We start from the raw sequence: 12,383 nt of genomic DNA, 5'->3' as shown, positions 1-12,383 counted from the left end.
GTGGAAACCAAACATGTCGCAAATAGAAATCAAACGAGATCGACCACGCGTCGAATTGTTGTTTGCTAAATACAAAGAGCAGATCGGTGACGATTTTCCCGGTTATCGAAATCATGTATATCGGACAATCACCTATGCGATGCATTTTCTAGGTAACGATGAACGGTATGAACCGCTCGTTGAAACGGCTTTTGTGTACCACGATATCGGACTGTGGACCGATCATGAGTTGGCTTATTTGGAGCCATCAGAGGCTGCAGCGTTAGCTGACAATGAACACTTTGAATGGGGTTTAGATCCTGATGCTTTGCGTGGAGCGATTCATTGGCACCATAAGATTTCTCCATACAAAGGTCCGCACCAAAAAGTCATTGAAGCATGCCGCAAAGCTGACTGGATTGATGCGACCAAAGGCAGTGTTCGTAAAGGGTTGAGTAAAGAAACCATCGCAGAAGTTGAGGCGGCCTTTCCAAACTTAGGTTTTCATGACACTTTGCTGCGTCTAGCAAAAGACTATGGTGGTTCGACGTTAGTCGGCGGTGTTAAAGTCACGCTGGGTATCGTGAAGTGGTAGCCTGAATAATCTTATAGATCGAATGTAAAAAGAGGACTCCATTTGTGAGCCCTCACATTTACGTAACAGCATTGGTTATTGTGTGATCGTTAACCCAAGTTGAGTTGCCATGCTTAACTCGTTGCGCTCTACGATTTCTTCAATCACTTTACCTTCTTGGTCAAAGCGAAAGTAGGTGAGGCTTGTCCATGTAACGTCTTTACCTGATACATCGAACTCCATCCACGTATTTGCATTTTTGGCTTTGTGAGTCAGGGCGACAACCACTTGATCTTCTGCTTCTACAATGCGTTGAAAGCTTGTCTCAAGGCTCTCATAACGTTCAGTTACGCAAGATTTCAACTTGGCTTCAAATTCGACTAATCCTTTTAAGGTTTTTCCACAATCAGGGCGGTGAATAAGAGCATCTTCAGCGAAAAATTCTCCCACACGTTCTGTTGCCTTACCGTCAACACAAATCTTAAAGTAATTTCTTATGGTTTGGACTTGTTTACTTTCCATTTATTTATCTTCTCTTTGTTTGTTGAATTGCTGGGATTTTTAATCAAAAAATGAAGCTTGAATAGATCAGATAAGGTCGATAGTCTGTCAACAAATAGTAAACAATGAATGTTTTGATGAACTTAATCACGCTAATTAAATCATTTATTTGCACCGTAGAGGAAGGCAGTTTTACGGGCGCATCTAAGAAACTAGAAGTGTCTAAATCTCTCGTGAGTCGCAATGTTAGAGATCTAGAAACGTATCTTGGAACGCGATTAATGAATCGCTCAACCAAGGCGCTGTCTCTTACGGACGCTGGTCATCAGTATTATCAAGAAGCACATGTTCTGATTTTGCAACTTGAAGCGCTGAATGACACGATGAGGTTTGATAGTAATGAAATCTCTGGCTCCTTGAATGTTCTCGCGCCAAATGGTTTGACAGAAATCTTGCTCATGCCGTTTATTTGCGGTTTCAGTGATAAATATCCGGAGCTAAGAGTGAATTTGCTGCTTGATGATGGTTTAGATGATATCTCCTCACAAGGGTATGACGTAGCAATTCGATCTGGTCGTTTGGTTAGGCAAGATTCAGATTTGATCGCAACAAAGATCACTGAAAACAGGAATATCATATGTGCCTCGCCGCAATACTTAGAAGCCTCTTCTTCACTTTTGCAACCGAGAGATCTGCATTCTCATCGAATTATCGAAGACCCAAATTTAAAGAATTATAAGGTGTGGCGATTTAACAAAGCGGGAAAAGAGCTGGATGTGCAGGTGTCACCATCTCTTTCCGTTAACAGTGTACAGGCAGTGAAAACGGCGCTAAAACAAAACTATGGAGTTGCGATGCTTCCAAGAGCATTGGCGGAAGATGAGTTGTGTAAGGGCGAATTGATAGAAGTACTGAAAGACTACCAATTACCAACAAGAACGGTCTACGCGCTTTATCGAGCACGCTCTAACACACCGAGAAAGGTCAAAGTCTTTATCGAAGAGCTAAAAGCGTACTTTGTACCTTAACGTCAGCTCATTTCTGAGTATCCGTTGCTCTATGTTTATCGGTGCTGAAATCAGGTATGTGCGTTTAGTTTGTTTACTTTTCAATTCATCAAAGAGGATGGAACTTCAAAACGATTTGGTAATCATAGGGAAGGGTAAGATAATTTTCCCTTTTTTGTTGTAAGGTTTATCTAAGCAAAATAGACGTTTAGTGAGAATAGCAAAGCTTAGAAACAAAGTTCTCAAATACGTAACGTTTAAATTGTGCTTGTATGATGTTATAACATAACAATTACTATTCTCAGTTAACCCTAGTACTATGAAGTTTGTTCGTTATTCCTTAATTGCTGTCGCTGCTACCGCATTCTCTCTTGCAGCTTATCTCACCTATCAAGCAGAAACGAAACCAGAAGAAATCACTATTAAGGTCACGCCTTATTCAGAACTAAAGAGCGCTCAAAAAAACGAGACTCAAACAAATGAAACACCTCAAAATCCCGAACGTGAAGTCAAAAAGCATGACAACATCGCGCGTATTCACTACTTCGTTAAAGTTGGTGACACGCTCAGCACGATCTTTTCCTCATGGGGGGTATCATACGACACCACTCAAAAGCTTCTTGAAGCTGACTTAACGTCACTGAAGCTCGATACCATCAAACCAGGCGACCACCTTGAGCTCGTGGTAGATAGAGATACTAAGACCCTAAAACAAGTGATTTTCCATGAAAGCCTTGTCGAACGCGCGGTCTATACGCAAAACGACGATGGCACGTTTGCTTATGACTTTATTGAGGAGCCGGGAGAGTGGCGTGAAGAAATGTACTCAGGCACGATCAATGGCAGTTTTTCTTCTTCTGCGCATAAGCAAGGATTGACCACAACGCAGATTGCTAACATCACTCGCGTATTACGTGACAAAGTAAATTTTGCTCGTGAGCTTCGTGCTGGTGATAGCTTTCATGTATTGGTGAATCGACAATATCTTGATGATCACTTTACTGGTAATGCAGAAGTGCAGGGCATCGCGATCAAAATGCGAGCTAAAGACGTTGAAGCATTCTTAGCGGAGGACGGTCGTTTTTATGACAGAGCAGGTAACAGCCTTGAACAAGCATTTAACCGTTATCCGATCGACAAACAGTTCCGTCGTATTACCTCTCCATTCAACCCTTACCGAAAACACCCTGTTACGGGACGAATCTCTCCGCATAACGGTACGGACTTCGCAACACCAGTTGGTTCCCCGGTTTACTCAACTGGCGATGGCAAGGTGATAGCGGTTCGTAACCATCCTTATGCGGGTAAATACTTAGTGATAGAGCACAATAGTGTCTATAAAACGCGTTATTTGCATCTAAGCCGTTTTCTCGTCAAAAAGGGCGACCATGTTAAGCGTGGGCAGAAGATTGCATTGTCGGGAGCGACAGGACGATTAACTGGACCACACCTTCATTTCGAAGTGTTGGTACGTAATCGTGCAGTGGATGCTATGAAAGCGGATTTACCATTAGCGAGTTCCATTTCTACTAAAGACAAGCCAGCTTTTTTAGCAAGAGTCTCTGAATTTGATGATTTGGTTGCTCGTGAGCAAAGTGCCAGTAGTGCGCAAACAATGCAGAACAAACAACCCTCTTAGTGGGTATAGCAGCATCAAAGGCAAGCATTTTCGCTTGCCTTTTTTGTTTTTAGCGAACTAGGAATTAGGTTCTTAAAATAGATGAAAAATAAAGCATATCAGAAGAATAAGCCTATGGGATGAGTCGGTTAATTATTGCATTTAAATGACAGTAAAAATAGAATTTATACTCTATTTTTATAGGAGCATAACTCATTTTACGCGATATAAATATGTGATATTTATTCCATAAAGTTCCATTGTCTTTGCTTACTATTATTTCCTATTTTACCAAGTGTATTTATTTTAAATCATTATTATTTGGTTTAATTTATAATTCCAATCAATGGGTGGATAATATATCTTCATTGTTGATTTTAAATCGCTGACTTTTAGTTCATTGTTTTTTGGTGCGAGCAAAGTGCTTTAAGAAAGGGTGGTGATTCTATCTTTTTGTTATTAAAGGTTTTTATTCTCTTTTTGGTTGCTTTTCTAGTGTGTGGTGACCGGTGATTAGTGCTAGCTTTTGATTAAATTAATATAATCTAATTAAGTTTATTCTTTTTCTTTTATTTTGATGTTTCATTTATAACTTATTGGTTTATAAATTGAACGATAAATAGTTGTAGAGAAATAAGTTTTGATATTTATCCCAGAAACAATAATGAATTTTTGCCTTGGTTATTTTTGTTTATAAATTAAGTGTGCTTGCAAAACACAAATGAAACATTAATTGCAGGTCTTTGTGCAGTACCTAAATAATTAATATAAGACTAAGGACTTTATTATGTATCTAAGAAAGAGCAGTGCTACGCAGACAAACTCCATTGGTTATCGCACGCTAGGGCTTACAATGCTTTGCTCCGGTTTATTACTGAATCCTATTTCACAAGCCATGGCTGCGGAGTTTAGTACTGATGCGGTTGCTCAATCAGAAAGTGAATACTGGAGCACTTATAAGCTGGATATCAAGAACACCGGTTCTGAAACGGCAGACATGCGTGAAGCTGTCATTGAGTTCGTATTGCCTGTTGCAATCAATGACGTCGGTTGGGCGTCAAATCACCTTTCGTATCCGTCATGGGAAATCTCTCATACGACACAATCTAACGGTGTACTGAACTCTGTCTCGCTGAAGTTTCCGCAAGGATCTTGGGTAGATAGCGAGCTTGCTTCTGGAGAATCTGCGGCACTGACGATTTCTTTCGGTGGAGAGTTGACGGATCTGAATGCGTTTGAAAATTCAGTGGTAGTGAAAGTGGATGGTGAAGTCGTTCCTCCACCTGAGTTCTCGCTCGATATTTTGGCTCCTGCACAAAACTCAGTGGTTTATACTGGCACAAATGTAGACATCATCACGGATATTGCGGGTGAAGGTGCAACCAAACTAGAGTTCTGGGTAAACAACATCAAGTTGGGAGAGCAACCTGTTGTAGAAGGCACGACAGAGTATCAACAGGCTTGGCTCCCTGACACTATTGGCGCAGCATCTATTGCGGTCATGGCATTCGATGAGAGTGGAAAGAAACTGACAGAACAAACGGTTCAAGTAACGGTTGAATCGGAATCTACTGCACCAAATCCACCTGTGATTGAGTTTATCTCACCAGACGCTGGCTCTTCTCACCAAAAAGGTGACACCATTACAATCTCGGCCAATGTCTCTGATGCAGATGATGATTTAACAACCGTCAAATTCTTCGCCAACGATGCTGAAGTATGTCAGTTAGACGCGAAAGCGACTCAAGATTTCTCATGTGATTGGACGGCACACACTGCGGGGTCAACAACGCTTCGCGCTGAAGCTCAGGATGACGAGCAGCATACTTCACGCAAGAGCCTAACCATTACGGTCACAGACACGGGCACAAGTTGTGGCGATATTCCTCAGTACGAAGATAGTGTGCCATACAAAGTAGGCGATGAAGTCACGAATATTGGCAATATTTACTCATGTACCGTCGCGGGTTGGTGTGGTAATCCGGTTTGGACACCGGGCACCGGCCACCCTGATTATCCTGATGCGTGGAAAGACGCATGGAATGAAGTAGGGCAATGTGATCCGAACCCTGTGCCAGTTGTTAAGGTTCAGTCCCCTCAAGATGGACAAAAAATCGCACCAAACCAAGCATTCGATGTGGTAGTTGATGCAACGGATGATACCGAAGTTGCTCGCGTTGACGTTCAGTTGAATGGACAAGTGGTAGCAACCTCAGGCACACCTTCACAGGGCGATACTTATACCATCACGGTTCCTGCTCAAGTTGAAGGTCAATACACATTGACGGTTATTGCATTCGATGATCAAGGTGCGAGTGCAGAAGCTGCGCCAATTTCTTTGGCTATCACTGACAAGGACTTGGTGGTTTCGCTTTCATCTCCTGTCGATGGTTCTAGCTACTTCGAAGGTCGTGCAATTTCTATCAAAGCGGATGCAAAGAGCTACGAAGGCGATATTACTTCTGTAAGCTTTATCGCCAATGGTAATGAACTGTTCAAAGACACCGAAGCGCCATACGAATATGAATGGCTAGGTGCGCAGAAGGGGGCTTATGCGATCACGGCAAAAGCGGTAAACACTGCAAGCCAAGAGCAAACCTCAGCGACATCTAACATTACAGTTAAAGAAAGCACGGGCGGTGGCGGTTTAGTTGATAACCCAGATCGTTCTATCAGTTACCTAACATCTTGGGGTCTAAATGACTACGAGCAGTTGTTCAACTCAGAAGGAGACGGTTACCTATTGTCATTTGGTAAGTGGGATTCAAGCGGTAATATCACGATCTCTGACGGCATGCTCACACCGCCGGATTACAACCCAGATTGGATGCCAACGCAGTACCTCGCTTGGTCAACTCTTAAGCATGACAATGAAAACGTCACGATGATGGTAGCGTTCGGGGGGCAAACTTACGAAAGTATTTGGTCGGCGATCAGCACCCCACAAAGCCGTGAAGCGGTCGCGACTGGATTGGTTGAATTGGTCCACACGCCATTCCCTGTGTACAAGAAGAACCTGAAACCTGAAGAGATGGAAGGTGAGTGTCTTGCATCAAAACCAGATGGCAGCTGTGATTACAGCAAGTATCAGTTAGCTGGTTATGTGCATATTGATGGGTTGGATTTCGACTTCGAAAAAGCAGCTCGAATCACAGACAAAGAGAACCAAGACTTAACGGCATTGATCAAACTGATCCGTGAGAAAGTCGGCAACACCAAAGTGCTGTCCCTGACCACTTATCACGTAGGTGCCGACCCTGTCGAGTGTATGAATGCAAACGTATTCGAAAACTGTTCTTATGTTGAGCCATCTGGTCGCTCATCGCATCATGGTGAAGTCATTGATCTACTCAAAGCGACTAAAAATGACTTTGATTTCTTCAACGTCATGACATACGACGCTGGTCGAAACTTCCTATACGATGTCGCGATGGCGAACTATGCTGAATATATTGGAGACAAGTCGAAGATTGTTTTAGGTAACACGATCAACAGTCAGTGGGCACCAGGTGGTAACTTTGTTGAAACGCGTCAGAACAACCTAGACCGTGCTAAATGGCAGAAAGATAACGGTTATGGTGGTTTCTTCATGTGGACGTTGGGTTCAAACAACCAAGGTTTGAGTATGGCAGAACAAGTTGACTACTTTAACGACATGATCAATGTAAGTAAGTAGTACCTACCTCATCTTGTAATCTACTTGAACGACGGAAGGCTCAATGCCTTCCGTTATTTCTTCAATCTTCATCATGGGAAAGCCTTCTCTCGTCGTATTCCCATGCAAATCTCAAACTAATTCAGTGGTGACAATATGTCGAGATTAGATTCTGGTCAGCACCAGAAAGCGATTCCGTGCGTCCAAAATACCTCCACTCAGCACTACGATGCGTTCAGTAAATGGCTACATTGGGCTATGGCGGTGATTATCATTTATGCAACGCTTGCAGGCTACGGCATGTTATTCGTTATGGATATGCCGCAGGTGTTCCATGTTCTATCTACGCTCAATATGTCGTTTGCAACCATCGCCTCCGTGTTATTGATTGTACGTTGGGGGTGGTCATTCTTTCGTAAAGCCCCAGAGTTACCAAAATCGGTTTCTCATACCCAGAAAAGCATCGCTAAACTCACGCATGGCGCTATCTATTTGGTGATGTTTGTAGTGTTTGTTAGTGGCTTTCTAATGCTTAAACATGAGTATCCATTCTTTTGGCTGTTTACCATTCCAAACCCAATTTCTAATGCCGAAGTGAATGCGTTCTTTTTTATGGTTCACCGTTTTGGCTGTGCCACACTCGCGAGCTTGGTGTTGCTACATGCGTTAGCAGCGTTGAAACATCACTTTGTGAATAAGAACGACGTATTGCGGAGTATGGCATTTAATGTGACTAAGCAAAGTCAGTCGTCGTAAGCCGCACAGTACGGTTGGTTGAAGGCGTGTAGAAAGAAAAAAGGCTTGGTGAGCCTCCAAGCCTTTGTGTCCACTTAATCTAACTATTTTTTAAAGGTTAGATTCAAAGTGAGTGGAACTCGATCAGAAATCTTAATCCCGCCAACTGTTGCCGCGAGGTCAGTTAAGTTCTTACTAGGAATACCAAAGTCAGCAGCACCAATAATCACAGGCGCACTTGAGCTCACCATTACCGTATCGCCAGCGTTTAGGATAACAACCGGAAACTCAACGGATTTTGTCTTACCAAACAGCGTTACTTCAGCAGGTACTTTTACCTTGTGTGAGCCTTCACCCAGAGAAGCCCAATTAACTTTTCCCATAACTTTTACTGGTGCGTGTTTTGCAGATTCAAAGAAGATTTCATTAAGACGGGTGTTACGAATAGGGATACCTGTCTCAATGCTATTTAGATCGATAGCAACATCAAATTTGCCATTGCTGTCTAACGTGCCGGAAAGATCATTGATGGTCGCAGGCTCGACAACAAACTGGTTCTTGATGGTAGCAAAGCTTACTGAAGAAAAGTTTGAATCTAATGTGTAGTTGTCAGCAGCAAATGAAGCACTTGAAAACAGCGCCAGCGCAATGCTTAGGGTGGATAAAGTCTTTTTCATTATTATTAGCCTTATATACGTTGAACGGTTGTTCCCCTTGATACTAGCCCGGATTTATAAAAGTTAATAAGGAATTAAATCGATTAATTTTGGTGATTTTTTCGATGTGATTAACTGTGCATTAATGATGTTCGAATATCAATTTGAATGATTATGAGAGCGTATTGTTTGTCAGAAACTTGCTAATTAGCAATGACTTATTTAGGTGTTGATAAATCTACACGGCTTACATGGTTATTCTATAAAAGTGTGATACTGATATAAAAATGGTTCATTTTATTAAAGTTGTTGCATTTGATGCGGATAACGTAACTGAATAGTTAAAACCAGTGTCGCGGGAGAATGGGTTGGCAAAGAGAGTAATGCCAAGTCACTGGCTTAATTAACCCCGTTGATAGAAATTAATCGCTTGCGTTGAGACAACCATAATGAAAAGAATCATCCTATTAGCCGTTTGTGCCATGTTTGGCATTGCTGTCATGGCGAGTATGGCGTCTACCTACTTTATCTCCAGTCAGAAAATCGATGACATCATCTTGCACAAATCTCAGGTTCAGGCTGAGTTCTTAGCTGAGAATGCAAGTTACATTTTAGAGAACTCAAACCATCCGGTCCAAGATCTCCAAGCGTTAGTTGACCAGTTAAAGCAACGCTCAGATGTAAGTTATGCCATTGTAATTGATAGCAATGTTTCGGCGGTTGCACACAGTGATAAACAAAAACTAAACAAGAAGTACGAAGATGACTATACAGTGGCGGGTGCAACCAAAGGTGTGCAGCAATACTCGAAGTGGTACGCGGATGTGCAGCAAGTGTGGGTGTTCGATATCATGGCTCCAATCTACGTGAATGGTCAACTCTACGGCACGTTCGATATCGGTATTCCAATTACGGAAGTGAGCCAAGCAACGAACGGTATTATTAGCTACCAACTTGGTTCAATGACCGTGATATTTGTACTCTGCGTGCTACTACTTTCACTTCTGCTAAGCCACTTAATGCAGCCGTTATCTGTATTGAAAAATGCACTGCATGACATTTCCCAAGGGGAAGGCGATCTGACTGTTCGTTTGCCAACAAAAGGTAATGATGAAGTGGCTCAGATTTCATCAGCATTTAATGTCTTTGTCGAAAAGGTTCATGGCATTATTTCGCAAGTGGTGAGCACTGGTGTTGCATTGAATGGCTCTGCAATTGCCTTACGTGAGCAATCTCAACAGGCGTTGACTCGTGGGCAGGAGCAAAACGAGCAAACCATGCTGGTGGTGACGTCAATGAATGAAATGATTGCGACGGTTAACGAAATTGCATCGAACGCAGCAGGTGCAGCGAGTGCGGCAAGTACTGCAACGGATGAAACGCAAGAAGGCTACAAGACGCTGCAAAAGACCACTACGGCAATCACAAACCTTGAAACCGAGATGAACAGCACGTCCAGCATCATCGTAAGTTTGGCAGATAATACTCAATCGATCGGTTCAATCCTTGAGGTGATTCGAGGTATATCAGAACAGACGAACTTATTGGCACTTAATGCTGCAATTGAGGCCGCTCGTGCTGGTGATGCAGGTCGTGGTTTTGCTGTGGTAGCTGACGAAGTGCGTAACCTTGCGACGAAAACCGCGCAGTCAACCGATGAGATTGACCTGATGATCAAACGCTTGCAAGACGAAGCGCAAAATGCCGTGAATTCGATGGGGAACAGTAAAGCTCTGATCGAAGAAGGAACTACGGAGACGGAGCTAGCTCGACAAGCACTAGAAGCGATTTCTAAACAGGTAATGACCATTCTGGATATTAATACTCAGGTTGCAACGGCAACAGAACAGCAATCGACGGTAGCTAACGAGATCAACATGAACATGGATACGGTGAGCAATTCAGTGAAGCTCGGTCTAAATGCAAGTGAGCAATTAGAGCAATCGAGTCAACAACTGGCTGAGCTCTCGCAAACGCTTGATCATTACGTCGGCTCGTTCAGAATCTAACCCACAACAAGCATGCAAAAGGCGACCATCGAGTCGCCTTTTTGTTTGCCGATATGCATCCAAAGTGTGGTTATGGGGTGATGTTACTATAGGTCACTGCTTGAATTTCGCCTTGCGCCGTTCGTTCGACGTTATCCACTTTGCCTTGGAAATAATAAGGCGTGAAATCGGATTGCACTTTGCTCGCATTTGCATAATACAAAGTTACTGGCTGATGGTTTAGTGCGCCAGACGTTAAGGTGCCAATCAATGCATGCTCGAATTGATGATAACCATTGCCCCAATGAAACGTTTTGGTTGACTTTGGATCGAGACCGACGCCCCCATATTGATGATCAACCCATGCATCCATAAAAGTACGTGTGGTGTATGGCAGTACATTTCCCACCTTGTTATCTAAAATGGCAAGTGTCATTGCTGATTGGTCAAGCTCTGCCCATTCCCAAGAAGAGCTGCCGTTAGAATAAGGGCGGCTTTGCCAAGCAGGGATGGATTGATTCGCCCAGTCGCTCTGCAGTTCGGGAGAAAAAAAAGCGCTAACTGGTTCAAACTGTTGTTGATATTGCGCTCGCTCTAATGTCGTTCGCATGCCTTGTTTCGCAAATTGTTTCCAATCGGCATTGTTTATTTGTTCTGCGACAAGGTAAGTCATCCAATACGCTTTAATGGTGTGACCGAAATCGTTATGTTTGGCGTTTGGCTGCATGACGGCTTTATGATGAATGGCACCGTAGAAGCGTTGCTCTTTATCTGAGTGATAATGTTGAACTAATGTATTTGTTAACCAGGTCAGGTCACTGAGCCACTTCGTTCGATGTGGCTCAGGCAATAGGGGAGCGACCAAAAGCATATAGCCGTTAATTTGGTCTAATTGTGCAACCAACTCATGCTGTTTTGCACTTTGCTCATCTCCATCTTGTAAAACCCAAGCAAGTCCTACTTCATCGTTTAGTCTGTAGTTATCAAAGATAAATTTTTGCTGATCAATAAGCACTTTTTCTACCAGAGGATCGCCCGTTAGGTAGTAATACATTGCAAGCCCAACGAGTGCATAAGCTTGGTCTTGCGAAGTTCTCTGTGTCCACTTTAAACCAGCTTGTTTGTTTTGCGTGAACGAAATAAAGCCGCCATGCGCTTTGTCTTGCAGTTCATTGATTAGGTAATAAGCCCCTTGCTTCGCTAGTTCAAGCGCTTGAGTGTCTCCAGTTAGGTGGAAAAGCACCCCATAGGCGTAGGTTTGGCGCGACTTCATCCGCGTATATTCACGACCAAAATAAGGAGTAATCCAACCTCGATCTAACTCAGGACAAACATTGGCTGTATTCAGTTTGCGACCATCGTTGCAGCGGAAAGTGGGGAAGTTTCCAACAGGTTCTCCGTAAGCTTTCTCATCCATCCAGTAAGGGGCTAAGCCTGTTGTGATGTGGTTTAGCCATGTCTGTGTAGATGGAAAGGTCGTTGATGCCGCATTATTTGCAATCGCGTCTTGGGAAACAGTTTCGTTTGAAGCTGAGTTTTCAATTGTCGCCGCCAGTGACACCGAACTGGTGGCGAGAGAGAACGCTATTATTAACGACTTTGTCGAAAAAGACATAAAGCAAGTCCTTGAAAGAAAAGAAAGAGTATATCGGTTGGTGACCTCTACAAAC

At 43.1% G+C, this 12,383-nt stretch carries 9 protein-coding genes; 6 read left to right on the top strand and 3 right to left on the bottom strand.

The window, feature by feature from the left end; genetic code table 11:
• Window positions 1-13: 13 nt before the first annotated feature.
• Window positions 14-574, top strand: coding sequence for a hypothetical protein (locus AACR11_RS17020; RefSeq protein WP_009696293.1), 561 nt, complete (start codon window positions 14-16; stop codon window positions 572-574).
• Between the two features lie 75 nt (window positions 575-649).
• On the opposite strand, the gene AACR11_RS17015 is transcribed toward AACR11_RS17020, so the two are convergent.
• Window positions 650-1,075, bottom strand: a complete 426-nt coding sequence (locus tag AACR11_RS17015; RefSeq protein ID WP_029790745.1) for an ester cyclase — start codon at window positions 1,073-1,075, stop codon at window positions 650-652.
• Between the two features lie 116 nt (window positions 1,076-1,191).
• On the opposite strand from AACR11_RS17015, the gene AACR11_RS17010 reads away from it, so the two are divergent.
• The 4 genes from AACR11_RS17010 (at window position 1,192) to AACR11_RS16995 (ending at window position 8,090) form a co-directional block, all read left to right on the top strand.
• Window positions 1,192-2,082 (top strand): LysR family transcriptional regulator, encoded by an 891-nt coding sequence (locus tag AACR11_RS17010; protein WP_029790747.1) that lies wholly within the window; start codon window positions 1,192-1,194, stop codon window positions 2,080-2,082.
• A 298-nt stretch (window positions 2,083-2,380) separates the two neighbouring features.
• Window positions 2,381-3,700: a peptidoglycan DD-metalloendopeptidase family protein gene (locus AACR11_RS17005; protein ID WP_017190859.1), complete on the top strand. Its 1,320-nt coding sequence runs from the start codon at window positions 2,381-2,383 to the stop codon at window positions 3,698-3,700.
• 766 nt (window positions 3,701-4,466) lie between these two features.
• Window positions 4,467-7,355, top strand: coding sequence for an Ig-like domain-containing protein (locus AACR11_RS17000; protein WP_029790748.1), 2,889 nt, complete (start codon window positions 4,467-4,469; stop codon window positions 7,353-7,355).
• A 135-nt stretch (window positions 7,356-7,490) separates the two neighbouring features.
• Entirely contained in the window at window positions 7,491-8,090 is a 600-nt protein-coding gene (locus tag AACR11_RS16995; protein WP_005447113.1) for a cytochrome b, read from the top strand.
• Between the two features lie 83 nt (window positions 8,091-8,173).
• On the opposite strand, the gene AACR11_RS16990 is transcribed toward AACR11_RS16995, so the two are convergent.
• The gene (locus AACR11_RS16990) at window positions 8,174-8,746 is read right to left on the bottom strand and encodes a YceI family protein (RefSeq protein ID WP_029790750.1); all 573 of its coding nucleotides are present in this window, start codon (window positions 8,744-8,746) and stop codon (window positions 8,174-8,176) included.
• 428 nt (window positions 8,747-9,174) lie between these two features.
• On the opposite strand from AACR11_RS16990, the gene AACR11_RS16985 reads away from it, so the two are divergent.
• Window positions 9,175-10,734 carry a methyl-accepting chemotaxis protein gene (locus AACR11_RS16985; RefSeq protein ID WP_050582058.1) on the top strand — a complete coding sequence of 520 codons (1,560 nt, stop codon included), beginning with the start codon at window positions 9,175-9,177 and terminating at the stop codon, window positions 10,732-10,734.
• A 70-nt stretch (window positions 10,735-10,804) separates the two neighbouring features.
• Here AACR11_RS16985 and AACR11_RS16980 read toward each other — a convergent pair whose 3' ends face one another.
• Window positions 10,805-12,328: an AGE family epimerase/isomerase gene (locus AACR11_RS16980; RefSeq protein WP_033001724.1), complete on the bottom strand. Its 1,524-nt coding sequence runs from the start codon at window positions 12,326-12,328 to the stop codon at window positions 10,805-10,807.
• Between the last annotated feature and the right edge of the window lie 55 nt (window positions 12,329-12,383).

It is taken from the genome of Vibrio sp. L85, from assembly GCF_963871815.1.
Taxonomy (GTDB): Bacteria; Pseudomonadota; Gammaproteobacteria; order Enterobacterales; family Vibrionaceae; genus Vibrio; species Vibrio harveyi.
Note: the sequence above shows the minus strand (reverse complement) of the source record. Positions and strands in the feature narration are given on the sequence as shown.

Coding starts and splice junctions, on each gene's coding strand:
- AACR11_RS17020 (WP_009696293.1), top strand. CDS start 14: ATGTCGCAAATAGAAATCAAACGAGATCGACCACGCGTCGAATTGTTG.
- AACR11_RS17015 (WP_029790745.1), bottom strand. CDS start 1,075: ATGGAAAGTAAACAAGTCCAAACCATAAGAAATTACTTTAAGATTTGT.
- AACR11_RS17010 (WP_029790747.1), top strand. CDS start 1,192: ATGAACTTAATCACGCTAATTAAATCATTTATTTGCACCGTAGAGGAA.
- AACR11_RS17005 (WP_017190859.1), top strand. CDS start 2,381: ATGAAGTTTGTTCGTTATTCCTTAATTGCTGTCGCTGCTACCGCATTC.
- AACR11_RS17000 (WP_029790748.1), top strand. CDS start 4,467: ATGTATCTAAGAAAGAGCAGTGCTACGCAGACAAACTCCATTGGTTAT.
- AACR11_RS16995 (WP_005447113.1), top strand. CDS start 7,491: ATGTCGAGATTAGATTCTGGTCAGCACCAGAAAGCGATTCCGTGCGTC.
- AACR11_RS16990 (WP_029790750.1), bottom strand. CDS start 8,746: ATGAAAAAGACTTTATCCACCCTAAGCATTGCGCTGGCGCTGTTTTCA.
- AACR11_RS16985 (WP_050582058.1), top strand. CDS start 9,175: ATGAAAAGAATCATCCTATTAGCCGTTTGTGCCATGTTTGGCATTGCT.
- AACR11_RS16980 (WP_033001724.1), bottom strand. CDS start 12,328: ATGTCTTTTTCGACAAAGTCGTTAATAATAGCGTTCTCTCTCGCCACC.